The 26,375-nt window shown below is 50.0% G+C and carries 16 protein-coding genes; 9 read left to right on the top strand and 7 right to left on the bottom strand.

The genetic code is table 11. The features are described from left to right. Window positions 1-455: 455 nt before the first annotated feature. The 4 genes from B5D63_RS02810 to B5D63_RS02795 all read right to left on the bottom strand — a co-directional run bounded on the left by B5D63_RS02810 (window position 456) and on the right by B5D63_RS02795 (window position 7,100). A complete protein-coding gene (locus B5D63_RS02810) occupies window positions 456-1,175 on the bottom strand; it encodes a hypothetical protein (RefSeq protein ID WP_078667245.1) in 720 nt (239 codons plus the stop codon). Between the two features lie 30 nt (window positions 1,176-1,205). Further along, on the bottom strand, window positions 1,206-2,777 hold the full coding sequence (locus tag B5D63_RS02805) for a SusD/RagB family nutrient-binding outer membrane lipoprotein (RefSeq protein ID WP_078667244.1): 1,572 nt from the start codon (window positions 2,775-2,777) through the stop codon (window positions 1,206-1,208). 12 nt (window positions 2,778-2,789) lie between these two features. After that, on the bottom strand, window positions 2,790-5,900 hold the full coding sequence (locus B5D63_RS02800) for a SusC/RagA family TonB-linked outer membrane protein (protein WP_078667243.1): 3,111 nt from the start codon (window positions 5,898-5,900) through the stop codon (window positions 2,790-2,792). A 174-nt stretch (window positions 5,901-6,074) separates the two neighbouring features. Further along, the gene (locus B5D63_RS02795; protein ID WP_078667242.1) at window positions 6,075-7,100 is read right to left on the bottom strand and encodes a LacI family DNA-binding transcriptional regulator; all 1,026 of its coding nucleotides are present in this window, start codon (window positions 7,098-7,100) and stop codon (window positions 6,075-6,077) included. Between the two features lie 263 nt (window positions 7,101-7,363). On the opposite strand from B5D63_RS02795, the gene B5D63_RS02790 reads away from it, so the two are divergent. The 7 genes from B5D63_RS02790 (at window position 7,364) to B5D63_RS02760 (ending at window position 20,542) form a co-directional block, all read left to right on the top strand. Then, window positions 7,364-8,239 (top strand): AraC family transcriptional regulator, encoded by an 876-nt coding sequence (locus B5D63_RS02790; RefSeq protein ID WP_078667241.1) that lies wholly within the window; start codon window positions 7,364-7,366, stop codon window positions 8,237-8,239. Between the two features lie 254 nt (window positions 8,240-8,493). Then, entirely contained in the window at window positions 8,494-9,084 is a 591-nt protein-coding gene (locus B5D63_RS02785; RefSeq protein ID WP_078667240.1) for an RNA polymerase sigma factor, read from the top strand. Window positions 9,085-9,163: 79 nt separating this feature from the next. Next, the gene (locus B5D63_RS02780; RefSeq protein ID WP_159455871.1) at window positions 9,164-10,183 is read left to right on the top strand and encodes a FecR family protein; all 1,020 of its coding nucleotides are present in this window, start codon (window positions 9,164-9,166) and stop codon (window positions 10,181-10,183) included. 6 nt (window positions 10,184-10,189) lie between these two features. Beyond that, window positions 10,190-13,675, top strand: a complete 3,486-nt coding sequence (locus B5D63_RS02775; protein ID WP_078667238.1) for a SusC/RagA family TonB-linked outer membrane protein — start codon at window positions 10,190-10,192, stop codon at window positions 13,673-13,675. An 11-nt stretch (window positions 13,676-13,686) separates the two neighbouring features. Beyond that, window positions 13,687-15,264, top strand: coding sequence for a SusD/RagB family nutrient-binding outer membrane lipoprotein (locus B5D63_RS02770; protein WP_078667237.1), 1,578 nt, complete (start codon window positions 13,687-13,689; stop codon window positions 15,262-15,264). Between the two features lie 503 nt (window positions 15,265-15,767). Beyond that, window positions 15,768-18,884, top strand: a complete 3,117-nt coding sequence (locus B5D63_RS02765; protein ID WP_159455870.1) for a SusC/RagA family TonB-linked outer membrane protein — start codon at window positions 15,768-15,770, stop codon at window positions 18,882-18,884. A 26-nt stretch (window positions 18,885-18,910) separates the two neighbouring features. Further along, window positions 18,911-20,542 (top strand): RagB/SusD family nutrient uptake outer membrane protein, encoded by a 1,632-nt coding sequence (locus tag B5D63_RS02760; protein WP_078668511.1) that lies wholly within the window; start codon window positions 18,911-18,913, stop codon window positions 20,540-20,542. Between the two features lie 642 nt (window positions 20,543-21,184). Here B5D63_RS02760 and B5D63_RS02755 read toward each other — a convergent pair. From B5D63_RS02755 to B5D63_RS02745, 3 genes are read right to left on the bottom strand one after another with little or no spacing between them, the layout of a single operon-like run. Further along, window positions 21,185-21,994, bottom strand: a complete 810-nt coding sequence (locus tag B5D63_RS02755) for an alpha/beta hydrolase (protein ID WP_078667235.1) — start codon at window positions 21,992-21,994, stop codon at window positions 21,185-21,187. Window positions 21,995-21,999: 5 nt separating this feature from the next. Next, window positions 22,000-24,321, bottom strand: a complete 2,322-nt coding sequence (locus tag B5D63_RS02750) for a M1 family metallopeptidase (protein ID WP_078667234.1) — start codon at window positions 24,319-24,321, stop codon at window positions 22,000-22,002. Window positions 24,322-24,342: 21 nt separating this feature from the next. Further along, entirely contained in the window at window positions 24,343-24,924 is a 582-nt protein-coding gene (locus B5D63_RS02745; RefSeq protein WP_235021445.1) for a HupE/UreJ family protein, read from the bottom strand. A gap of 69 nt (window positions 24,925-24,993) precedes the next feature. Here B5D63_RS02745 and B5D63_RS02740 point away from each other — a divergent pair, with 69 nt between their 5' ends. Beyond that, window positions 24,994-25,482, top strand: a complete 489-nt coding sequence (locus tag B5D63_RS02740; protein WP_078667233.1) for a DUF6702 family protein — start codon at window positions 24,994-24,996, stop codon at window positions 25,480-25,482. A 538-nt stretch (window positions 25,483-26,020) separates the two neighbouring features. After that, entirely contained in the window at window positions 26,021-26,371 is a 351-nt protein-coding gene (locus tag B5D63_RS02735) for a toxin (RefSeq protein ID WP_078667232.1), read from the top strand. The last annotated feature ends 4 nt before the right edge of the window (window positions 26,372-26,375 follow it).

The raw sequence follows: 26,375 nt of genomic DNA, 5'->3' as shown, positions 1-26,375 counted from the left end.
GTTTCCGCATTTAAGATGGACTTACTCCATTGGCTATTTCATTGTTCACTGTTCCCGCATTACTACAGTAGTAAAACGTTTTAGCAATATATTTCAAAAAAAAACCTGTTCGCCCGTGCATCCTTCATTTTCATTTCACAACAAGTTTTCTCAACAGAAATATCAGTTTCAAACTTAGGGATAATTATGAGAAGTGCAAAAAAGATTTAACAATTTTTTGATGTTTGGTTAACAAGTCGTTAAAACCAATAAAATAATATGGCTATGGAAGAAAATAATATCAGTTCATCTGTTCAGCAGGGCTGAAAAACTTCTGTGGGCGTGGAAAATGTTTGATATCCATATTAGCCCCGGGCTTATCCCGGGGCTAATATATTGGAAGAATATGCAGCTGCGTTTCATCCGGCGCTGCAGAAAATACCAGCTAATAAATCGAAGAAACGTGTTGCTGCCGGTTATTTATTCACCGCTTCAATCGTCCGCCTGGCAGCTGTTTCATCGAAAGCTCCCCTATATTCAGAGAGGAATTTTTTTGCCGCCATTTGGGCTGCAGGGTCTTGCAAAGCCTCCAGGAACTGTTTTTTACGCAGCATCACCTTCACAGGCACCTGATCTTTGACCAGGTAGTAAGTGTACGCTTTCTTGTATTCATCGTAGTTTTTGCCGCTCTGTACCATCCCTTTGTCCACGAAGTCGGCTGGGTGGAATGTCACTTTAACGTCTTTCACCAGCCTGTATCTGCCTGCTGCCAGCTGTTCCACAAATTTCTGCATCCCGTCTACCTTCAGGGTTACAAAGGCGTTTTGCTCCTCTCCTTTCCTGAAATGGAAGGCCTGTACGTTATTCACTTCCGGTGCATAAGCCTTTCCGTCGCCACCTTTTACGATCAGCATATTTTTTTCCAGGTCCAGGTTGGCGTCGTATACCACCGAACGGCTTACGGGCTTATTATCCATAGAATCGATCCACAAACGGCCCCAGTCGGCATATAAATAAGGAGTGCCAACGGTATTCTCCTTTGGATGAAAACTAAGGGCAGTGCCAAACCTGACGCCTAAATTATTGTCGACTGCATTACGGAAACTGACGGTCTGGGACATCCCCAGGGAATCCTGCGCCTGGAGCGACAGGCAGGCTAATACAAAAATGGTTGAAAACAGGAGGTGTTTTTTCATGGCATTTTTTTTACTGTTTAAAATAGACGATCAGGGCTTATCCCACCACACCGGCGTCATAAAAATATCCGGTCCCTGTGCGGCATTGGCGGCCTCTACGTTCGCGCGGTTCACATCATAATCGTTCCTGGGATAACGCAACCTGCGCGGTATGCGGCCATTGGTTTCATTATTCTTATAGTTTACCGGCGTCAGTACCGGGAAACCGCTGCGGCGCCAGTTGGCGTAGGCCTCATATTCATTCAGGAAAGTGGTGATATAATACTGGATATTAATTGCTTCCAGCTTTGCTGCCAGCGTTCCCGCCAGCGGGGCCGCCTGCGCGGTGGCATAAACGGTGGCCGCCGCATCGTCGTACGTAATGGAAGAGGAATACAGCGTCCATTGCCAGATGCCGGACTTCACGCCGGTGGTGAAATAAGCCACAGGGTCGCCGGCAATCCAGCCACGGGCGGCAGCTTCCGCCAGCATCAGCTGTACTTCGGAATAGGTGATGAAGATATTCGGCGAATTAGGCTGTGCGATGACCTGCCGCGGCTGTGAATAATGCGCCAGGTTGGCGTCGCCGGTGGAACCGATGCCATACACCGGGTCTGACGTATTATCAAACCCACTGGGCAGGCCCTTCTGCACCGCCGGGTCATTGGAACCGCCAGGCGTGGAATCGGCTTTGGGCAGTTCGGAAATGATCCGCAACCGGGGATCTGCCCTGGTTTTCAACAAGTCCACAAAAAACTTCGACAGCTTGATGCCCTGGTTGTCTTTCCCTGTTTCGGCCCTGCTGCCGGGATACACCCCGATCACGTGACTATTGGGATTATCATAGTCACCCGCGGCGTGCTGGATGTAAAAAGCATCGGTGTTGGCGGTAAACACGCCGCCTGCCAGCGCTTTCTGCACCCAGCCCCTACCCTGCGACGGGTCCGTTTTTTTGGAAAGCCGCAGTCCTACCCGCAGCAGCAGCGAATAAGCCAGCTTCTTCCACTGGGCAGGCACGCCACCGTAGCCGGAAATATCGGCATTGCCCGGCGTAGGCTTTCCTGCATCGAGCATACCGGCGGCCTCCTGCAGTTCCGCTGCAAAGCCGGCATAGATAGCGTCCTGGGCATCGTAGGCCGGCGTAAAGTTCTGATCTATAAATCCCCTGCCGGCAGCTACATAAGGTACATTGCCGTACAGGTCCGTCAGCCGCTGCAACATCATCACCCGGGCGATCATGGCCATCGCGGTAAAATTTGCCTGCGATGGATCTGTCTTCGTCTGCTCTATCAGCGTAGTGAGTATTTTTACGCCGTTAGGATAAAACGAGTTAAACGCCGATCCGCTGTAACCATCGTTATACAGGTATTTGTCTCCAACATAAGTCAGACTGGTAGAGGAAAGATGCTGTACCATGGGGCCGCAGTAGATAAGGTTGGTCCGCCACGCTTCAAATTCGCCACCAGAAACATACAGCAGCCCTCTCGTGAGCAGGATGCCCGGCGCCACCACCGGGGCGGCCGTCGGGTCGGTATTGATTTTCTCAAAGTTTTTGGTGCAGGAAACCAGCGACAGCCATAGCAGCAATACTACTGTTCCGTGTACATATATTGATTTAACCATGATCAAAGCGATTTAGAATTTTACATTCAGGTTCAAACCAAAACTTCTGGACTGTGGATAACCCAACAGTTCAGCACCCTGTCCCGCGCTGTTGCTGTAAGTGGATTCGGGGTCCACATTGGGCACGTCTTTATAAATGATCCACAGGTTCCTCGCCACAAAAGAGAGCGATGCGCCGGTAAATGGTGTTTTGTTCAGGATACCGGAAGGCAGGCTGTAGGTCAGTATTACCTGGCGCAGCTTTATAAAGGCGCCGCTGTAGATAAACGGCTCCGCGATGTTGAAAGCAATGTTCTGGTAATAATCCTGGGCATCCACTACTTTGTCTACATACTTGGTGGGATCGTTGGGGTCCTGTGCTTTAATGGTCACACCACCGGAGCGGCCGTCCAGCGTAGCTTTCTGTAAACCGAAATAGTACCCGTAGTCGTTGGTACCGGAGTACAGCTTGTTGCCCCAGCGGGAATCTATCAGCACGCCCAGCGAGAAAGCTTTATAGGTAAATGTGTTGGTGACGCCCAGCGTATAAGGCGCCACGCCTGTTCCGAAGATGGTCAGCGGTCCCTGCAGCGGCTTACCGGCAGCGTTAAAGAGGATGTTACCCTGATCATCGCGCTGGAAACTATATCCCTGGATAACGCCAAAGGGCTGGTGTGGCACCTGCTGGATGGTGACGTTGAAAGTACGTACGTCAGATACTTTCAGCGCATTCAGTTTACCATCGAGCTGAACCACTTCGCTTTTGTTGTACGCGAAGTTGGGGGTAATGTCCCAGGTGAAATTCTTACTACGTACAGGCGTTCCTGTTATCATAAGTTCTACCCCTTTGTTGTTTACCTTACCGACGTTGATGAAGGCGGTGTTATACCCCGAAGCATTGGAGATCGTCGTTTGTACGATATCGTCTTTGGTTTTACGGGTATACCAGGAAAAGTCGACAGACAGGCGGTTGTCGAAGAAGCGGGCTTCAAAGCCGGCTTCATAGCTGGTATTGACGTAAGGTTTGAGATTAGCGTTAGGCACCGCGTAGCTGCCATCCTGCGCCTTTTTCACGTCTGCCACCGGAAGGCTGGTAGTGCCCAATACCAGCGGGTTCTGCACCTGGTAGGACAGCCGGAGACGGTAAGGGTCTGTATCGCCGCCCACCTGCGCCCAGGAAGTGCGCAGCTTGGCGTAGTTGATCCATTTGGGCATGGTAACTGCATCGGAGAGCACAAAGCTAAGACCGGCAGACGGGTAGAAGATACTGTTACTGTTGACCGGCAGCGTAGAAAACCAGTCGTTGCGGCCGGTGAGCGTCAGATAGAGATAACTTTTAAAAGACAGTTCAGCGGAAGCGTAGAGCGAATTGATCCTCTTCTCGAAAATATCGTTGGTAACGGTTTTCGTCTGCAGGTTGCTCTGGTCGTAGAAATACGGGATATTGAAGGTATTGCCGGTCAGGTACAGTTTATCATTTTTGTTCCGCATCACGTTGGCGCCAACGAAACCGGAGATGCGCCATTTTTCGTCGAACGCTTTTTCCACGCCGATCATCACGTCGGCATTCAGTTCGTAGAAATTCTGGCGTGTCTGGTCATTGATCTGGCCGCCGGGGATATAGGCGGTACCGTTAGGGGTGACCGCCTTATTGTCGCGGAAGAACATATCTGCGCCGATGCGGCCTTTGACATAGAGCCAGTCGAGGACATCGTAGCGCAGTTCCGCGGAGTTGATAAAGCGATCTTTTTTATCGGCCTGTTCAAAGTCATAGACAGAGAACCAGGGGTTGGTGATGTATTCATTGGCGTTCCACCGGAATTCGTTGCCGTCGGCATTCAGCTTGCTGTCTCTCAGTGTTTGTACGGCGAGGGAGGTGGGCAGCAGGTAGAGCGCGAAGTTGGCGTTACCGGGTGAATCGGATACGCGGGGCCTGTTGGTGGTGCGTTCGCGGATGTATTTAGCGTACACGTTGAGATGCAGTTTTTTTCCGAGCCATGCCGACACGTTGAGGGAGAGGTTGTCACGGCGGATACCGGAATTGGGCAGGGTGGCTTCGTTTTTCATATCGGTGGCTCCGAAGCGCCAGGTCACCTTTTCGTTGCCACCGCTGGCGGCAACGGAGTTGGTGAAGGTATAACCGCTGCGATAGAATTTTTTGAAGTTGTTTTTCACGGCACTATAGGGTCTGCTGACGCCGTCGTACTGGATCACAGCAGCGCCGTCGAGCGGGGCGCCCCAGCTGAAGAGTCCTGCGGCGCGGGCTTCTGCGGCTGTTTGTGGTTTGAGGCCGTTGAGGCCCATACCATAGTCATATTGCCAGTCCAGGTTTTCCACCACGGGTCTGTCGATGACGATGTTGCTGCTGAATTCCACGCCTACGCCTTTACGGTTGGCTCCGCCTTTAGTGGTGATCAGTATCACCCCGTTGGAAGCGCGGGAGCCATACAATGCAGCGGCGGTGCCGCCTTTAAGGACGGAAATGGTAGCGATATCGTCGGGGTTGATGCTGGAGATACCGTCACCGGCGTCTGTACCGCCGTATTCACCGGCGGTACCGAGGTTATCATTATTGATAGGAATCCCATCTACCACTATAAGAGGTTGGTTGTTCCTGTTTTTATCGATGGAGGTATTACCACGGAGGATAATACGGCTGGAGCCTGCGGGCCCGGTAGCTGTGGAGGTGACATTGAGGCCGGCCACTTTACCGGAGAGGGTATTGGCGATGTTGGTACTGCGTGCCTGCGTGAGTTCCTCTCCTTTTACTTCAGACACGGAGTAGCCCAGCGCTTTCTTTTCCTTCTTGATACCGAGTGCGGTTACCACTACTTCTCCCAGGTTTTTTTCGTCTGTTTTGAGGGTGATGGTTAGCTGGGATTCGTTGCCTACGGGCACTTCCTGGGGGAGGAAGCCGAGATAACGGAACACCAGCGTGCTGCCCGGGGGGACAGAGAGGGAGAAGTTTCCTTCCGCATTGGTAGTGGTTCCTTTTGAGGTGCCTTTCACCAGGATGTTCACACCGGAAAGCGGTTGACCGGTATCGTCTGTTACCTTTCCGGTAATGGCCTGTTGCGCCCAAACCACGGGAGTGGTCAGCAACAATAACACAAACAACAGCACATGAGTAGCGTTTCTGATCATGTTTAATGCGATAAAAGTGAAGAAATAAACCGGGGATGGTTTTGGTTGAATAGTATTCCGGCAGAGGGGGTGAGCAGCCACAAAACCGGAAACTGTATCAGATAACAACAGGACACGGCTTTTTGTTCCCGCAGGTATCACAGGAACGGGAAGACAGGAAAAGGAGGGGGTGGGTTATTTTTTTCCGGGGTCGGAAGAAGCCCTGACGATCACGGAAGGCTCCAGCACAATCTGGCGCGGGGTAGCCGACGGGTGGTTGAGTTCCTGCATCAGTACTTCCACGATGTTTTTGCCAATCTCTGTAATCGGTTGCGCCACGCAGGTGATAGACGGGCTGTGAAGGCGGAACAGGTCGTGGTCGTCGAAGCTGGCCACGCCGATCTGGGGTCCTATTTCCCAGCCGAGGGAGCGGATGCTTTCGATGCCATAGATGCCGAGGTAGTTGGTAGCGAAGAATACGGCATCGATGCCTTTGACGGAGGTGAGGAATTTTTTGATTTCCGTGTTGAAGGCTTCGCGTTCCAGCTCAAACGGAATTTTTTTAACGAGGCTTTTATTATAAGGGAGATGATGGTCTTTGAGTGCGGCTGTAAATCCATCGAGACGGTCTTTCATCTGTATCTGGTCGGAAGTGATGGTGACGATCGCGATTTTTTTATAGCCCTGGTTGGCCAGGTGGCTGGTGACGTTATAGGCGCCCTGGTAGTTGTCGACCACCACGTAGTGGGAGCTTACATGCGGGAAATAGCGGTCCATGAGCACTACCGGTTTGGAAGTGGCCTTGAGCTGTTCTATTTCCTTATCCAGGTTTTTGGTAGGTGTTACGATGTAGGCGTCTACCTGGCGGTACTTGAGTACTTCCAGGAGTCCTTTTGCTTTTTCGGTATTGTCTTCCGTACTGCCGTAAAGCACTTTATAGCCGTGCTTATCTGCTTCGTCTTCCATTACTTTCGCAAGGCTGGCGAAGAAGTTGTTGGCAATATCTTCCACAATGAGGCCGATGGTTTTGGTTTTTCCTGTACGGAGGCCGCGTGCCAGCTGATTTGGTTTATACTTAAGCCGGGTAGCTATTTTCTGGATTTTTTTGCTTACCTGCTCGCTGATCCGCTTCTCTTTCGCTTTGCCGTTTAGCACAAACGAGACAGTCGTAGGAGAAACCCCTGCCTGTTTTGCGATATCTTTAATAGAGATTCCTTTCATAGACAACAAATGCTATATCGATTTAGCCCAGCGTAATTTACAAAATGAAAGCTGAAATTTACATTCTTGCGCCAATTATTCCAAAAAAGTTGCTAAATCTTGTAAACAGGGATAAGCGGCAGGTGTATGACATTTAAGGGTCATTTTCGCAATAATGATATTTTTTTAACCAATTTTTAATAATTTGGCAACATTCATAGGACAATGGCAATACTAAACAAGGGGATTGCCAGGATAATACTCGTTTAAAAATTAATACTTGAATGAAACCCATTCTTATTAAAGTTGGGGCTTTTGCCGATAATCAGATCACCATCATAGAACGATGTGATCCGTATTTTAACACGCCTTTCCACTTCCACCCGGAGTGTGAGCTGGTGTTTGTTACGGAGAGCCACGGGAAGAGGATTGTTGGGGACAGCATCGAGAGCTTTGAGGAGGGCGATATGGTGTTTCTGGGGCCGCACATTCCCCACGTATGGTATAATGAAGAGGAATACTATAAAGGTGACGAGAACCTGAAAGCCCGTTCTGTGGTGATTTATTTCCCGAAAGATATTTTTGGTGAAAAATTTTACGGCCTCCCGGAAACCAAGGCGCTGAGCGAGCTGTTTCATCGCGCGCAGCGCGGGATGAAAATTATAGGGTCCACCTATGACAAGCTGAAGCCGGAGATACTATCGCTTCCCAAAAAAGAGGGATTGGACAGGATCATTTCGCTGCTCAGCATCCTGAAAACATTGTCGGAAACGCGTGACTGTTACTATCTGGCCAGCACTGGGTATTCCCACGCCTACAACGTAAAGGACAACCACAAAATAGACGAGGTCTTTAAATATGTGATGAACAACTTCTCCAAGGAGATCTCCCTGCAGGACGTGGCGAGCATCACGAACCTCTCACCGCAGTCTTTCTGCCGCTTCTTTAAGAACCGCACCAAAAAGTCATTTGTACAGTTCCTGAACGAGGTACGGATAGGCCATGCCTGCAAGCGTTTGACAGAAGAGGACTGGTCTATTGCAGAAATCGCTTATTCCTGTGGGTTCAAGAACCTGTCCAATTTTAACCGGTTTTTTAAAGAGATAGTGGGAAAAACGCCCAAAGAATACAAGAACGAGTTGCGCCTGAAGGAAGCCTGACCATTTGGTTATTTGGTTATTTGGTTATTTGGTTATTTGGTTATTTGGTTATTTGGTTATTTGGTTATTTGGTTATTTGGTTATTTAGGTATTGGGTTATTGAATTGTTTAGCGGCCTCCCTGTTTCCCTTGATATCCTTGCTGTTAGCGAAATCTGACAAATAACAAAATAACAAAATAGCTAAATAACAAAATTTCTTCTTACTTTCAACGATAGTAATTCAACCAAAACATCTAATTGCTACTGTAATTCAATGTTCAGCAGTTATTCAGATAACCAGTTAGTGTCGCTGCTCAAAAGCGACGACAGTGCTGCCTTCAATGCCATCTATGACCGCTACAGTAAAATGTTGTATCTCTTTATATACAGCAAGCTGGACGCGGGAGAGATCAGTAAGGACGTACTGCAGGACCTGTTTATTTCCCTCTGGGAGAAACGCCATTCCCTTGTACTGAAAGAATCGCTGAAATCTTATCTCTACCAGGCGGCCCGGCACAAGATCATTGATATTTACCGGAAAAACGCCACCTACCGGAAGTACCTGCAGCAACTGATAGAACATTTTGATGCACAGCCGCATTCTGTGGAAGACGCGGTGGATTACAAGGCCAGGTCGCAGGAGTTGTTTGAGGCGATTAACCATTTACCGGAGAAAATGAAGGAAATTTTCATGCTGAGCAGGTTTGAAAACTTATCTATAGAACAGATTTCCAACCACCTGGGGCTTTCCCAGCAAACGGTGAAGAACCAGATCACCAAAGCCCTCAAGATACTGCGGGCCAGCTATGCGCAAACCGACGTTATATTGCTCGTTATTTCGCTTATTTTCACTGCCAACCGTTAATTTTTGCAAAATATTCGGGTATTGCCATGGTACTAATTCCACGTTACCACGACTTACTATCATCCAAAAACGCTATCAGGTGGACACAGAACAGATAAAAATATTGCTGGAGCGATATCAACAGGGGGACTGCTCACCGGAGGAAGCGAAAATCATAGAACAGTGGTTTGAACAGATCAACAGTCACCAGTCGACCATTGCAGACGAGCAGACGCTCGATCTGGAGCTGGAAGAGGTGAAACTGCGCATCCGGGAACAGATCACGCCGGCGCCCAAAGTGCGCCGCCTGCGGCCCTGGCTGTTGTCAGCCGCCGCTGCTGCTGCCATTATTGTGGCGGCAGGCCTGTTCTGGTTTAACAGCAACCGACATACCGCCACTCCCGCCGACGCACCGCTGGCCTATCACCCGGCCACCGGCAGTAACCGCGTGGTGAAAGACGGCTTCGTGGAAATTACGACGCTCAAAGGGCACCAGGAAAATATTACGCTGGAAGACGGCAGTACCGTGGCGCTGAACGCCAACAGTAAACTGCGTTATCCGGAAAAATTCAGCGCCACCGAAAGAAGCGTTTACCTCGACGAGGGAGAAGCCTTTTTCAACGCTGCGCCCGACGCCAACCGCCATTTCGTGGTCCGTACCACCGAACTGGCCACCACCGCACTGGGCACCACCTTTAACATCCGCGCCTATAGTACTGAAAATAAAGTCACGGTAGCCCTGCTCACCGGCAAGGTGAAAATAGACCCGCTGCAAAACAGCCAGGCCGCCCGCTCTTTTGTGCTGCTCCCCAGCGAACAAATCAGCTACGACCGCCAGCTGCTGAGCATGGTCAAAACATCTTTCGCCAAACCGGAAGAAATCACCGGCTGGAAGCATGGTTATCTTGTATTTAAAGACGCACCCTATATTGAGCTCATGACCGGCATCGAGAACCGTTACGGTGTGACCATCATCAATGAAAGCGACAAAACAGCATGGAATTATACCGGCAATTTCAGAAATGAAAGCCTATCCGAAGTAATGGACATTATCTGTATCGCCAAATCCTTATCATATACCATTAAAAAAGACACCGTTTATCTTGTAAATAAAAAATAGACTCATATGAGGGTAAAGCCTTACCCCATAACATGGTTCATATCCATGGGGTTAATGCTGACATTGCTGCTGGCCGGTAGCTTGAACACCCTGAGTAGCGCGTTTGCCGAAGAAATACAGCAGCCGCCATCGACAATTGTTGTCAGTATCCAGGCGAAAAACAAAAACCTGGAAGACGTGATGACCGAAATATCGGTCAAAACCGGGCTGAACTTCCACTACGACAAAACTGATCTTAACCTGAAGAAAAAGGTTACGCTCAACTGCACCAAAACACCTATCGATGACGTTCTGGCGTTGTTATCAGCACAAACCGGATTGAAGTTTACCCGTATCAACAACAAAATCATTGTAGGAGCCGACATTGAAACAGGCGGCACGTCAACCGTCGACCTGTTAAAGCACGTTTCACTGGAAAGAGAAATCACCGGTACCGTACGCGATAATAAAGGCACGCCGCTTCAGGGAGTAACCGTTCAAATCAGGAACAGCAACAAAGGCACACAAACAGACGCCGACGCGGGGTTCAGCATTAGCGCCAACCCCGGCGACGTGTTGTTGTTCAGTTATGTGGGATATCTGACACGCGAAGTCACCGTAGGCACCAGCAGCCAAATTAACATTACACTTCACGAAAACATCAAAGCACTGGGGGAACTGGTGGTCACCGCCCTTGGCATACAGAAAAAATCGAGGGAACTGCCCTACTCCACGCAGCAGCTGGGTGGCGACGACGTTTCCCTCGTCAAAGACGCCAATTTCATGAACAGCATCTCCGGTAAAGCGGCCGGAGTATGCATCACCCGCAACGCCTCCGGTATCGGCGGCACCGTCAGGGTAGTATTGCGCGGCAATAAATCCACCCGCGAAAACCAGCCACTGTACATCGTTGACGGCGTACCGTATGCCAACTATACCCCGTCGCAGCCACAGGACGTATGGGGGCAGGCCAACAATACCATCGGCGGCGGCGGCCGCGATGGCGGCGATGGCATCTCCAACATCAACCCCGACGATATCGAAAGCGTCAGCATCCTCAAAGGCGCCTCCGCCGCCGCTTTATACGGCAGCCAGGCCGCCAATGGCGTAATCCTCATCACCACCAAAAAAGGGAAACCCGGCAGAAGCCACATAGAGGTAGCCTCCGACTTCACCATCGAAAAACCCTCCATGTTGCCCAGCCTTCAATACCGCTATGGACAAACAGAAGCGCCCTACGATTCCGTCAGCAAACCCAAACCCGGCTCCCTGGGCAGCTGGGGCGCTCCGGTAAAGTCGACCGATCATGTAAAAGACTTCTATAACACCGGCGCCACCTGGATCAATACCATCTCCTTCAGCGGCGGCACGGAAACAGCACAAACCTATTTTTCCTACTCCAACACTACCAACAAAGGCATTCTGCCCACCGGCAAATTCAACCGGCATACGATCAATTTCCGGGAGACGCTCCGGCTGCTCAACAACAAGCTGGTAATGGACGCCAACGCCTCTTTTCTGGCACAGTCGTCGGTCAACCGCCTGTCGTCCGGGCTGTACTACAGTCCCATTTCCGGCCTGTATATCTTTCCCCGCGGCCTCGATTTCAACGCCTATAAAAACCAGTTCGAATACTACGATACCGCCCGGAGCCTCTACATGCAGAACTGGTGGAACATCCGGCACGATAAAGAATGGATAGGCCAGGACGATCAGCAGAACCCCATGTGGGCATTGCAACGCAACCGCCGCCTGGACAACCGCTACCGGGGCATGGCCTCCCTGGCGCTCAACTACCAGCTGAACAACTGGCTTTCGTTCAAGGGACGCGCCAGCTTCGATAAATCGCTGGACCAATACGAGCTGGAAGCCTACGCCGGCACACAGCGTGTACTGTCAGATTCCAATGGCCGCTACATCCTGGAAAAAGAATTCAACACCCAGCTGTATGCCGATCTCATGGTGAACGCCAGCGGGAAAGTGAACCAGTGGCTACATCTTGCGGGTAATGTAGGCGCCAGCATTACCGACATTAAAGCGCACGAACGCGCTTTCAACGGCGCTAATCCGAATGCAGAACCCGGTCTTATTTATCCCAATAAATTCTCCCTGTCCAACATCGCCGAAAAGTCGCTCGACGCACAGCACAGTGTAGAACAGAAACAGCTACAGGCTATTTTCGGCAACGCCCAGCTGGGCTTCAAAAACTTCCTGTTCCTCGATCTTACCGGACGCAATGACTGGTCCAGCACCTTCGCTTTTACGCCCACCCTCGCAAAAGGCTACTTTTATTATTCGTTGGGGCTATCGGCCATCTGGACAGACATGTTTAAGCTGCCTAAAGCCTTTAACCTCCTGCGCACGCGCATCTCCTATGCCAAAGTAGGCAACGACATCGCCAGCTATGCCTCCAACCCGGCGCCGTTTACCATGCAAACTACCGCCGGCGTAAGCAGGGTGCTGCTTAACCTCCGTACCCCCTACCCCGGCATATATCTCGAACCGGAAGACAACCGCTCCTTCGAGGCCGGACTGGAAGTGCACCTGTTCAACAACAGGCTCAACGCGGATATCACCATCTACAAAAACAATAACTACAAACAATACATGGAAGTGCCAGCTCCTCCCGGCTCCGGATTCATGACCTATTACCTCAATATGGGCAATATCCAGAACAAGGGGCTGGAAGCATCCGTGAGCGCAATACCCATACAGACCAAGGGCTTCAGCTGGACCAGCACCGTCAACTTCTCCACCAACCGCAATATCGTGTTGCAGCTGAGCAATAAAAAAATTGCCGGCGCCGATACCAGCAACATGTTTACCCTTACTGATTTTGGCGTTAATATGTTTGGCTCCTTTATACAGGAAGGCGGCTCCTGGGGCGATATTTATTCCAACAAAGAATTAAAACGCAACGATAAAGGCCAGGTGATTGTGGATGAAAACGGGAAGCTCTCTACCACAGGTACTTTTAAGAAAGTGGGGAACCCCAATCCCGACTTCATGCTGGGATGGAACAACAGTTTCTACTACCGCAATTTTACTTTAAGCTTCCTGGTAGACGGCCGTTTCGGTGGCAAGGTGATGAGCGTTACCCAGGCCGTGCTGGATTATTACGGCGTGAGCGAAGTAACCGCCCAGGCCCGTGACAACGGCGGTGTGTCACTCAACGCGGCGCTGGCGGACGGCACGCCTTACACCGGAAAAATAGACGCCGCCAATTACTACACCATCATCGGCGGCCGTTCCGGTATCGGGGAAATGTATATGTACAACGCTACCAACATCCGGCTGCGGGAACTGAGCCTCAGCTACCTGCTTCCCCTGAAGTGGAAATGGCTGCGCAGCATGCGGGTAGGCGTTATCGGCAGGAATCTCTTTTTCTTTAAGCTCGACGCTCCTTTTGACCCGGAAGTCTCCATGGGTTCCGGCAATGGTCTCCAGGGCGTGGATGTATTCGGATTACCGCCCTTACGCAGTATGGGCGTCAACTTAAAATTCGGGTTTTAAATCTAACGATCATGCGTAAACGGATCCATAGCATGCTGCTGGCAATGGCCGCCCTCACGTTGGGTAGCGGCTGTACCGGTAAATTCACCGATATCAACAAAAATCCATACGATTTTACCGAGAGCGACCTGAAGGGCGATTTTCAACTGATGGGCGCTCCTATCACCCAGGCGCAGCTGTACCTGTTGCGCTATAACGATCCGCCAACGGCGCAGTTGCAGCAAAACCTCAACGCCGATATTTTTTCCGGGTATATGATGTCGCCGACGCCCTTTGAAGGCAATATCAACAACATGAACTACGGCTTGCTTTATTACTGGAACGTTCATCCATGGAACGAGGCGTATCGTTGGGTGATGAAGCCCTGTGTGTTCACACAGCAAAAGGCCGGGACAAAGTACCCTGATTTTTACGCCTGGGCCACCATCATGAAAGTGGAGGCCATGCACCGTATCAGCGATATCTTCGGGCCTATTATCTACAACCATTTCGGGGAGATCAACAACGACAATGTTTTTGAGTATGATTCCCAGCAGCAGGCATACGCTACTTTTTTCCATGACCTGGACACCGCCATCAACCTGTTGACCGATTATGTCAACCGTGGCAGCCCACAGCGTTTCCAGGCGTTTGACCTGGTATATAAAGGCGACTATATCAAATGGATAAAATTCGCCAACACCCTGCGGTTGCGGCTGGCCGTCCGCATTAACGGCGCTGATCCGGCCCAGGCGAGAAAAGAGGGGGAAGCGGCGCTGAAACATCCTTTGGGGTTGCTGCAGGAAGCGAAAGACAACTTCGCTGTGGACATTTCACCGGTCACCCATCCGCTTAATATTATGTGTTACACCTGGGCCGACCTCCGCATGAGCGCTCCCATGGAGTCGATCCTCACAGGATATAACGATCCCCGTCTGCCGCATTATTTTGTGCACACCGATGAGGGACAAGGCATTTATCATGGTATCCGCAATGGTATCCGTATTTCCCTGAAAGAGCAGTACACCGGTTACTCCAAGCTGGCCCGCCTGGAGAACAGGATCCAGTTCATGGCCGCAGCTGAAGCCTGGTTCCTCAAGGCAGAAGCGGCGCTGAACAATTGGGATGGCGCCGGCAGCGCTGTCTATAATTATGAAAGAGGTGTCAGCACATCCTTTGACCAATATGGCATCACTAACGTAAACGACTATTTGAAAAACGACAGCAGTAAACCGAGGCCCTATGTAGATCCTAATAATAGAGAAAACGATGTGCCTGCAGGCAGCCAACATCTCAGTAAGATTACTGTTAAGTGGGACGAGCAGGCTTCAAAGGAAGAGAAGCTGGAGCGTATCATCACCCAGAAATGGATCGCCATGTTCCCCGAGGGACAGGAAGCCTGGACGGAGTTCCGCAGAACGGGTTATCCGAAATTGTTCCCGGTGGTGATCAATAACAGCAACAATACCATCAGCACGGAGAAATTCATCCGTCGGCTGCCGTTCCCGCAGATAGAAGAAGTTACCAACCCGCAGGCGCTGGGGCGTGCCAGGAAGATGCTAAAAGCGGATGACAATGGCGGCACCCGATTATGGTGGGACACCAAATAATTACGAATTACGGATTACGAATTACGAATTGAGGGCTTCTTTATGGAAAGGTTAGTAAGTGACCTGGCTATATGGAGCCCTCAATTCGTAATTCGTAATCCGTAATTCGTAATTCGTAATTTTTTTTTTGACTACTGTAGTACCATTTCTATTAACGCACGACTTCCTTCCTGTAGCGCTTATGATGCGTCATCCAAATGAAAACATCGGCGAGGCAATATCATTCAAAATAAAAGTTTCATGTAAGAAGAACAGGCACGAAAAACTATAACGGGATCAGCACGAAAAAGCGTGTTGCATTTCCGAAGGGAATACCTGTGCTAACAAACCACGTCAATTCAATAAAAAAGAGGGTAAAGGATGGCTTTCGCCATGCTAATGGGGAGTGTATTTTTTTTCCAGACGGCACGTGACAGCGTATTGTATCAGCAGGCACGCGATACATGAGTCAGTTCTTATCCACAACATTTAAATACCAATTATTAACCAAAAAAAAGGCAAGTATGAAAAAAAACCTACGCCTTATGAAAGTGTGTGCTGTAACGGGAATGGCGCTCACTTCCATATTAGCAGACAATGCATATGCGAAGGCTGCCGGCAATACTTATACGCCCACAGCTTCATTCCGTAGCATTTTACAGGAAAAGGAAATCAGTGGTACCGTGCGTGATACCAAAGGCACGCCATTGCCGGGTGTTTCCGTTCAGGTAAAAGGGACTACCAAAGGCGCACAAACCAATGCCAACGGCCAATACCACCTCAATGCCAAGGCCGGCGACGTATTGGTGTTTTCTTCCATCGGCTTCGGTTCACGGGAAGCAACCGTAGGCAACAGCGCTACGCTCGACGTACGACTGGACGAGAATGTAAAAGGACTGAATGAACTGGTGGTCACCGCTCTCGGTGTGAAAAAAGCCGCCAAATCCCTGACCTACTCTACACAGCGGTTGGGCAATGAAGAACTGACTACCGCTAAAGATGCGAATGTCATGAACTCTATCTCCGGTAAAGCTGCCGGTATCACGGTGAGCAGGAGTGGTTCCGGCGTAGGTGGTTCCGTTAAAGTAACACTGCGCGGTAACAAATCTGCCCAAAGCACCAACCAGCCGCTGTATGTAATCGACGGTATCCCCATGACCAACTACACTACCCAGCAGCCTAACAGCACCTGGGGTGGCGATGGTACCTCTACCTTTACTCCTGGCCGCGATGGTGGTGACGGTATCTCCAATATGAACCCTGACGATATCGAAAGCGTATCCGTACTGAAAGGCGCTTCCGCTGCCGCACTGTATGGCAGCCAGGCCGCCAACGGTGTTATCCTCATCACCACCAAAAAAGGTAAAGCAGGTAACGCCAAAGTAGAATTCTCCAGCGGTTTCACACTCGATAAAGTTGCATATAAACCGGAGCTGCAGAATTCCTACGGCGCCACCAAAGACGGTGCTACCCAAAGCTGGGGCCCTGAAATCAACAACGCACAGGATAATGTGTCCGATTTCTTCCGCAATGGCAACACCTGGATCAACGCCATCAACTTCACTGCCGGCACAGAAAAAGCGCAGTCTTATTTCTCCTATGCCAATACCAATGCCAAAGCAGTGATGCCGGGCAACGATCTCAATCGTCACAACTTCTCTTTCCGGGAAACAGCCAAGTTCCTCAACGACAAACTGACCCTGGATGGTAACGTGAATATTATCACACAGAAAACAGACAATGGTCCTGTAACCGGCTTGTACTTCAACCCGCTCACCGGTCTTTATTTATTCCCCAGAGGCCGCGACATGTCACCATATAAAACTTATAACAAGTTCGATCCTGTTCGCCAGATCAACTTGCAGAACTGGCCTTTCAACGAAGACGTACAACAGAACCCTTACTGGATCGTTAACAGAAACAACAGCCAGGCCGCACGTAACAGAACGCTCTTCAACGTCAGCGCCAAATACGATTTCAATGACTGGTTGTATCTGCAGGCCCGCGGTAATATGGACCGTACCAACGATACTTACGACGGACAGTTCTATGCAGGCACCAACCCTGTACTGGCAGGCGCTAACGGCCGTTACATCATGAGCGACCTCACCACCACCCAGTTCTACGGTGATTTGATCCTGAACCTGAACCGCAACCTCGGTACCAATTTTAAACTAAATGCCCTGGTTGGTACCAGCGTTAACGATACCCGTACCAAGGGTATGACTGCAGACAGCTACCTCGGCGACCTTTATGTGGCGAATAAATTTATGCTGCAGAACATGACCGCCGGCAGCCTGATACAGACTGCGCCAGAGAATCACAGCCAGCTGCAGGCCGTATTCGGGAACGTAAACCTGTCTTTCAAAGACCTGGTGTTCCTGGACCTCAGCGGACGTAATGACTGGTCATCCAATCTGGCGTTCACTCCAAACGGCTCCTACTTTTATCCCTCTGCCGGCCTTTCCTTCATGCTCCATCAATTGTTCAACATGCCGGAGCCGGTTAGCTATGCTAAACTCCGTGGCTCTTACGCTGTTGTAGGTAACTCCGTTCCCCTGTATGTAACCAACCCGCTCAACAGGCTGGGCCAGGTGGGCGGCACCTTCCTGTTCAACAACCAGGCGCCTTTCACCGACCTGAAACCAGAAAGGACCAAGTCATTGGAAATCGGTACAGAATGGCGTTTGCTGAACAACAGGCTGAACTTCGACTTCACCTACTATAAAACGAATACCACCAACCAGTACTTCCAGATCGCCGTACCTCCGGGAACAGGCTACAGCTTCCGCTTCATCAATGCTGGTAATATCCAGAACAGCGGTTTCGAAGTAGTATTGGGTTACAACGTTTTCCAGTCCAAAGATTTCACCTGGAACACTACTGTGAACTATTCCCAGAACAAAAACAAGGTGGTAGAGCTGGCAGATAACATCGACCAGTTTATCCTGACCCCCGCCGGTTCCAACACTTTCGCTTCCATTATCGAGAAAGGCGGTTCTTATGGCGACATCTTCGGTAAAGCGCTGAAGAGAGACGAAAGCGGCCGTGTGATCATCGGTGCTGACGGTACGCCGCTGGTAACTTCCGACCTCGTGTTTGTTGGTAATCCTAACCCCAAATGGCAGGCAGGATGGAGCAACCGCTTCTCCTACAAAAACTTCAACCTGAGCTTCCTGGTTGACGGTAAGTTTGGCGGCAAGGTAATGTCTATGACAGAAGCCGTAATGGATAAATACGGTGTGTCTGCCCGTACCGGCGAAGCCCGTAAAGCAGGTGGTGTGATCGTTAACGGTGTATCTGAAACGACCAAACAACCGGTTACCAAAGTAGATGCTGAAAAATGGTATGGTACTATCGGCGGTCGTGACGGTGTGAGCGGGGAATATATGTATGACGCCAGCGTGGTAAGGTTAAGGGAACTGTCGCTCGGTTATGCTATTCCTTCCAGAGTGCTGGGCAATGGTTTTGTAAAGAACATCCGTCTTTCCCTGGTAGGCAGAAACCTCTGGTACATCTCCAAAAAGGCGCCGTATGATCCGGAAATCGCTATGGCAACCAATAACGGTCTTTCCGGTGTGGATATGTTCGGCTTACCGGCCACCCGTAGCTTTGGCTTTAACCTGAATGTTGGTTTCTAATCATGTTCACCTTTAATTCAACACAGATGAAAAAATTAAGATTCAAACTATATAAGCCGGTGGCCATCATCGCGCTGGCGGCTGGTATCCTGGGCCTTAACGCCTGTACCAAAAACTTCGAGGAATACAACACGGACAATACCGGGTTGACCGAAGATGACCTGAAGGCCGACTTCAACTATATCGGTGGTTTCTTCCCGCAGATACAGTCTTCCATCTACTTCAACTTCAATAATACCACGGCCGACTATCAGCTGCAACAGAACCTGATGGGCGACGTATATTCCGGTTATATGATGCCGCCGAACAACTTCCGCGGTAACGTTAACAACATGACCTATTCCCTGGTAGACGGCTGGAACGCTGCCCCGTTCAACCTGGCGTACAACAACGTGATGGCGCCTATTTATGAAGTAAGGAGAAGAGGCGCGGCGGTATCCGCACCAGAGTTCTGGGCTATCGCGCTGATCCTGAAAGTAGAAGCCATGCACCGGGTGACCGACATCTACGGTCCTATTCCTTACAGCAGCTATGGCAGCGGCGGTACTACTTCTTCCTACGACAAACAGGAGGACGTATATAACCGCTTCTTTAAAGAGCTGGACACGGCCGTAACCACGCTGAACACTTATGTGACCCAGCATCCGGGCGTATCCCTCTTTGCTAAATTCGACATGCTGTATGGCGGTGATTACAAACAGTGGATCAAGTTTGCCAACTCACTGCGTTTGCGCCTGGCTGTCCGTATCTCCGGTGTAGCTGCAGCCAAAGCGCAGGCAGAAGCCGAAAAGGCGCTGAACCCTGCCAATGGCGGCGTGATGGAGATCACCAAAGACAACGCGAACGTATCCGGCTTCGGGCTGAAGAACCCGTTGTTCACCATTGTAACAGCATGGACGGACAATGCCATGAACGCTTCCATGGAATCTTTCCTGGTGGGATATAATGACCCGCGCCTACCGAAGTATTTCGATCATGCCACCGCTTACCCCGGAAAATATAAAGGCATCCGTATCGGCAGCCTGGTAGAAGCCAAACCGGCGTATAACGGTTATTCCGTTCCGGCTACCGCAGAAACCAAAACCTTTAAAGCCACTACCCCCCTTCAGCTGATGACTGCAGCAGAAGTATGGTTCCTTCGCGCAGAAGCAGCCCTCAACGGCTGGGGCAATGCCGGCGGCACTCCGGGTGAGCTGTACGAAAAAGGTATGCGTGCTTCCTTCAGCCAGTGGGATGCAGACCCTGTTGCTGTCAACAATTATGTGGCAGACAATACTGCCAAACCGATTGATTACGTAGACCCGCGTAACGCTGCCAATAACCATGTTGCCATGACCAACATCACCATCAAATGGGATGATGCCGCCACCAAGGCAGCTAAAATGGAGCGGATCATCACGCAGAAATGGATTGCCATCTACCCTGAAGGACAGGAAGCCTGGAGCGAATACCGCAGAACCGGCTATCCGAAACTCTTCCCGGTAGTGACCAACTACAGCAATGGTACTATCAATACCGATATACAGATCAGAAGGATCCCGTTCCCGTCCACAGAGTACACTTCCAACAAAGCGGAAGTGGAAAAAGCCATCAAACTGCTGGGCCCCGGCGCTGCAGACAATGGCGGCGTGAGACTCTGGTGGGACATACCGCACTGAGCCTGTCAAATACTTATTTTGAATCGCGTGCATAAAAAAAAATGCCGGTCCTATCGAGGACCGGCTTTTTTTTCGTTGTTTCCGGGGCTGCCAGGTATGCCCGGGGCTGAGGCCCCAGACACCACCATTAATGAATGATAGCAAACGGTGCGGCCCTGGTATACGAACGCCCGGACCGAAAAGGGATGGGAAGCACCTTTTCCCCGTTTTTACAATGTGTATACATTACACATTAAAAAAAATTCATTTTCGATGGTACTATTCAGCTATACGCACGACTTCCTGGCGGATAACGAAAATAGTTCTGATAATAACACGTAATGAAACATGGGTACCTATAACTGAGCTGCTGCGATTCATTGCTATCTGATGTACAGGGCGTACTACGTCATCAACAACAAACAGACCTATGCCAAAATCATTGTCGCCCGTGCCTATCTGGGTCTGTACAAAGCAACTGATTTCGCTTAGCATTCAACTTAGGTCACATGAAAATAATCCGGCCGCTTGCAGTCCTGCTTACGGCCGCTTTTTTCAATAAAAACCACCATCAAATTTTCATAGATCAACAGGACATATTAGCAAGTTAAAAAAGCCGCCCCGTTCCCGGGACGGCTTCATTTTTTTATGCCTTTGTATTGATTATTGGAAGAAACGATGGAAGAACAGCATGTGGTAGTGGATGGAATTACCCCAGTAGTTCCAGTCATGCTGGCCAGGCCGTTCAGTATAATCGTGGTCTATGCCTTTTTCGAGCAGTTGCTGATGTAAAGCGCGGTTTACGTCGATAAAAAAGTCTTTCACGCCGCAGTCGATCACCATGGACAGGGTACCCGGCTTTAGTTTGCCGAGCTGCGCCATTACCGTATAGGCGGTCCAGTTAGCACCGTCTTCACCCGGTTCTCCCAGCAGTTTTACAATTTCCCAACTTTTGGGAAACGGTCTGAAGTCTACGCCTCCGCTCATACTACCGGCAGCGCCGAACACTTCCGGGTGCCGCATGGCCAGGTACAGGGCGCCGTGGCCACCCATGCTGAGCCCGGTAATAGCGCGATGGCGCGGGTCGGGCAGCGTCTGGTAGTGCTGGTCGATATATGCCGGTATTTCTTTCCCTACATAAGTTTCAAAGCGCATGGAGCTGTCACGGGGACTGTCGAGGTACCAGCTCATGAAAGCGCCATCGGGGCATACGATCATGCATTGATAGGTATCCGCCAGTTCTTTGATGGCCGGCACTTTAGTGATCCAGTTGGCGTAGTTGCCGCTGTAGCCGTGCAGCAGGTACACCACGGGATAGCGCCTGGTGCCTTCCTTGTAGGACGCCGGCGTTACGACCACGCATTTGTAGCTGCGATGCATGGCGGCGCTGGGAATGCTGACAGTGTCTGCATTACCGGCGCGGAGCGTCTGCAGGGAACAGAATAACAGTAAGAGGGTGAGCGTATGTTTCATCAACGTTATTTATTAAGGGCTTTTTTCATCGGGTTATCGCCGGAGGAGGCGCCTCTCACCGCACCTCCTTCCCTGAACATATCAAACCGGGATGGCGCCGCTTCTCTTGGCCAGCTGTTGTTGCTTTCATCAATATCGGCTGTTTCACGGAGAGGGTCCAGTTTAAGGGCCACCACTTTTTTGTCTTTTGCAAACACTTTGGTCACCTGATTTTCGTTCTTGCGCCAGATGTAGGCGGAGATACGGTCTGTTTCTTTGGTGCCGTCGGCAAATGTCCATTCGAGGATTACCGGCATCACCAGTCCTCCCGCGTTGGAAAGCGTCACTTCATAGAAGTTCTTTTTGCTATCATACAATTCTTTTTCCGCGGGTGCCAGGTTGTTATAGAACTGATCGTAGGCAGCTTTGTCTTCCGGCGCCACTTCGAAGCGGTTCCATTTGCTGTAGAAGTCCTGCAGGCTGGTATCCTGGTCTACGACAAATTTAACGCCTGCCGCTTTATTGCGCTGGCGGGCCACGTGGTCCATGTTACGGTCGTAAGCAGCTTTCGCTTCCTGGCTGTTGGTGGCCGGATTTTTCGTATTGAGGTTGTACCATTTTACGTTATCGATGGAGATATCCACCGGTTCGATGGAGAAGAACCATCCACGCCAGAACCAATCCAGGTCAACAGCCGAAGCATCCTCCATCGTGCGGAAGAAATCTGCCGGTGTAGGATGTTTAAAAGCCCAGCGGCGTGCGTATTCACGGAAAGCGAAGTCGAACAGTTCGCGCCCCATCACGGTTTCCCGGAGTATATTGAGCGCTGTGGCGGGTTTGGCGTATGCATTCGGTCCAAACTGGATAATATTTTCTGAGTTGGTCATGATAGGCTCCAGCTGATCTTTCGGCATCTTCATATAGTCCACGATCTTATGTGCGGGGCCGCGGGAAGAGGGGAAATTGTTATCCCATTCCTGCTCCGCCATGAACTGGCAGAAAGTATTGAGGCCTTCGTCCATCCAGGACCACTGGCGTTCGTCGGAGTTAACGATCATCGGGAAGAAGTTATGTCCTACTTCGTGGATGATAACGCCGATCATGCCGTTTTTGGTGGATTCAGAATAGGTACCGTCTTTATCTGCACGGCCGTAGTTGAAGCAGATCATCGGGTACTCCATCCCATTGGCCGCTTCTACGGAGATCGCCACCGGGTAAGGGTACGGTATGGTGTGGCTGGAGTAGGATTTTACGGTATGCGCTACCACTTTGGTGGAATAACGGCGGTAGAGCGGATAGGCTTCAGGGCCGTAGTAGGACATGGCCATTACCTTGTTGCCTTCCACATTGGCTGCCATAGCGTCCCATACGAGGCGGCGGGAGGAAACAAGGGCGAAGTCGCGTACGTTCTGTGCTTCATATACCCATGTTTTACGGCTGCCTGATTTATTTTGCAGGGCTTTCTTTGCTTCATCGAGCGTTACTACTTCGATAGGTTCTTTGCTGTTCTGCGCCTGTTGCCAGCGCTGGTATTGGGCAGGAGAAAGCATTTCTTTGTAGTTCCGGCATTCGCCGGTAGCGCCTACGATATGATCAGCTGGCACGGTCAGGCGTACTTTGAAGTTACCGAAGGTGAGCGCGAATTCGCCTCTGCCGGTAAACTGTTTGTTCTGCCACCCCTGGAAGTCGGAATACACCGCCAGCCGGGGATACCATTGGGTGATGGTATACAGGTAGTTTTTGTCTTCCGGGAAATATTCATAACCGCCGCGGCCGCCGGTCACCATACGGTCGGACAGGTTGTACCACCAGTCCACCTTAAAGCGGTATTTCTCGCCTGGCATCAGTGTTTTGGGCAGGTCGATGCGCATCATGGTCTGATTGATGGTATAGGGCAGCGGTTTGCCGTCGGCATCCGTCACTTTGACAATTTTCACGCCCAGATCGCCGGTAGGCGGCAGGATACCGCGGATATCCCGCAAGCTCATTTTATCAGATATTTTGCTGCCGTCGAAGCTGCGGTTGTCGCTTTTCGGATCGTGCTCGTTCTCATCCAGCTGCAGCCAGATGTAAGTCAGCGGGTCCGGTGAATTATTGAAATAGGTGACTGTTTCAGCGCCGGTGAGCCGCTGTTTGTTGTCATCCAGTTCTGCACTGATCTCATAGTCGGCCCGCTGCTGCCAGTATTTGGGGCCGGGCGCGCCGGAGGCGGAGCGGTACATATTGGGCGACTGAAGCATAGTGCCCAGTTGCTCAAAGCGGTTACCGTGGTTAGACCCCGGGTTCTGCGCATGCAGCGCCATCGCAGTGCTGCATAAGATACCGAGGAGATACAGATTTTTTCTCATAGAGGATTTAGATTTCAGATTTTATTTCAACAGCTCTCTCACGCCCTGGATCACCATCAGGAAGGCGACGCCAAAGGTGGCAGAAGATAAAAACATGTTCCAGTCACGACGGCTTACCCGTCCGATGTTAACGATAATGGCAGATATCAGCATCACCACGCCTACGATCAGGAGCTGGCCAAATTCCAGTCCGATATTGAATCCCAGCAGTGGTTTCACAATGTTGGCCTGGCTGCCCAGCAGACTTTTCAGGTAGTTGGAGAACCCCAGTCCGTGTATCAGCCCGAAAAATAACGCGTAGAAATAGTTCAGCTGCAGGTGCTGCGGCGCCTCATTTCTACGGAAAATGTTAGACAACGCCGTAATACAGATCGTTACCGGGATCAGGAACTCCACCAGCGAACTGGACACCCTGATAATATGTAACACACTCAACGCCAGTGTAATAGAATGTCCGATCGTAAAGGCGGTCACCAGGACCAGCAGCTTTTTCCATTCGTTCACCACATAAACAGCGCTCAGGGCAATCACAAAAAGTATATGATCATAACCTTCCCAGTTGAGAATATGCTGCCATCCCAGCTCAAAATACATCAGGTCCATTGCCCTTCTTTTGTCTAAATTTGGTAATTATAGAAAGTAAAAATTAATTTTCCCAATAAAATTAGTCTAGTGGGTTTATTATTATGTAAATGGTGGACAGTGGCCTGGATGGCCCTTCTGCACCCGTTCTACGTGAGTGTGACAGAGATTACGCACAACACTGCCAAAAAAGAGCTGGAAATCAGCTGCCGTATTTTCGCCGACGACCTGGAAAATACACTGAAAGCCCAATACAATACCTCTTTCGACATCATCAAACCCGCTAACCGTCAACAGGTAGAAAAAATAATGGCAGACTATCTCTCCAAACACCTGCAGGTGACCCTCGACGGGAAAAAAATACCCCTGCACTTCCTGGGCTATAAGATAGAAGAAGATGCCGTCTGGAGCTTCCTCTCCGCCGAAAATATCCCCGCACCGAAAAAAGTGGCCGTGATGAATGACCTGTTGTATCAGCAACATCCTTCACAGATCAATATGATCCATGTGATCGTAGGCGGGAAAAGACAAAGTACTAAGCTGGATAATCCAACAGCGAATGCAGTGATGGAGTTTTAAATAACTAATAATGCCGGATCTTTATATCATAGCAGGTTGCAATGGCGCCGGTAAAACCACCGCCAGCTATACCATCCTCCCGGAAATACTGTACTGCCGGGAGTTTATATGTTCCTGCTAAGGATTTATTGTCTTCGATGTAGATAAAGATTAATCGATATGATTTCTCTGATAGTTATCCGAAACTATGTTTCGAAAACACCAAACTAAAGTTATTGTCTTTACAGTATTCTGCGACATCATCAATCCAAGAAAAAACCATCAGCCAGGTAAGTGGTAAAGCCTCGAAGTATATTTTACCGGGCATTGGCCATACACCACATAAAGAAGCCCCGTCATTGACGCTCAGGGCAGCGAAGGAGTTTATTACTACCCTCGAAATAAAATAAACCACAACTAAATAGTTGACTTTATAGGAAAAAATATAATAAAACAAACTTATTAGTTGAAAATTATAGAATTCTATAACTTTGTAACTTGCAATTCAGCTGCGATATATTTTATTCACTTATCATATTTGATATTTACACAAATATAAATGCTGACCAAAGTAGCAGAGGTTGCTCAGTTTCTCAGAGCCTTTCACCAGAAAATGAGCATATGGGGAGTCATCTATCGGGATGACAGGGGTAAAAATGGTAGGACGCTTTTAGCGCTGGAAATGAGACCTGATCAAAGGACTATGTTGGTCAAGTCCCTTAAAGTTGAAGATTATTCAGAGGGGCCTAGAAAAGACACATTGAATGGTGGACCAGACATGTGGGTATTTGGCAAAAGATACAAGGGGACGGAGATATACATAAAAGTCACGATGGGCCTTCCCGGAAAGACTACGATATGTATCTCGTTTCATATTGCAGAAAGCCCAATGCTATATCCTTTAAAATAACAAT

Source organism: Chitinophaga eiseniae, assembly GCF_900167135.1.
GTDB classification, from domain to species: domain Bacteria; phylum Bacteroidota; class Bacteroidia; order Chitinophagales; family Chitinophagaceae; genus Chitinophaga; species Chitinophaga eiseniae.
The sequence above is the reverse complement of the archived record's forward strand: the minus strand, read 5'-3'. Positions and strand labels throughout refer to the sequence as shown.

Bases quoted from the DNA above. Each gene is read 5' to 3' on its own strand.
- B5D63_RS02765 (WP_159455870.1), top strand. From the start codon at position 15,768: ATGAAAAAAAACCTACGCCTTATGAAAGTGTGTGCTGTAACGGGAATG.
- B5D63_RS02745 (WP_235021445.1), bottom strand. From the start codon at position 24,924: ATGGACCTGATGTATTTTGAGCTGGGATGGCAGCATATTCTCAACTGG.
- B5D63_RS02795 (WP_078667242.1), bottom strand. From the start codon at position 7,100: ATGAAAGGAATCTCTATTAAAGATATCGCAAAACAGGCAGGGGTTTCT.
- B5D63_RS02785 (WP_078667240.1), top strand. From the start codon at position 8,494: ATGTTCAGCAGTTATTCAGATAACCAGTTAGTGTCGCTGCTCAAAAGC.
- B5D63_RS02770 (WP_078667237.1), top strand. From the start codon at position 13,687: ATGCGTAAACGGATCCATAGCATGCTGCTGGCAATGGCCGCCCTCACG.
- B5D63_RS02750 (WP_078667234.1), bottom strand. From the start codon at position 24,321: ATGAGAAAAAATCTGTATCTCCTCGGTATCTTATGCAGCACTGCGATG.
- B5D63_RS02755 (WP_078667235.1), bottom strand. From the start codon at position 21,994: ATGAAACATACGCTCACCCTCTTACTGTTATTCTGTTCCCTGCAGACG.
- B5D63_RS02810 (WP_078667245.1), bottom strand. From the start codon at position 1,175: ATGAAAAAACACCTCCTGTTTTCAACCATTTTTGTATTAGCCTGCCTG.
- B5D63_RS02800 (WP_078667243.1), bottom strand. From the start codon at position 5,900: ATGATCAGAAACGCTACTCATGTGCTGTTGTTTGTGTTATTGTTGCTG.
- B5D63_RS02805 (WP_078667244.1), bottom strand. From the start codon at position 2,777: ATGGTTAAATCAATATATGTACACGGAACAGTAGTATTGCTGCTATGG.
- B5D63_RS02790 (WP_078667241.1), top strand. From the start codon at position 7,364: ATGAAACCCATTCTTATTAAAGTTGGGGCTTTTGCCGATAATCAGATC.
- B5D63_RS02760 (WP_078668511.1), top strand. From the start codon at position 18,911: ATGAAAAAATTAAGATTCAAACTATATAAGCCGGTGGCCATCATCGCG.
- B5D63_RS02735 (WP_078667232.1), top strand. From the start codon at position 26,021: ATGCTGACCAAAGTAGCAGAGGTTGCTCAGTTTCTCAGAGCCTTTCAC.
- B5D63_RS02775 (WP_078667238.1), top strand. From the start codon at position 10,190: ATGAGGGTAAAGCCTTACCCCATAACATGGTTCATATCCATGGGGTTA.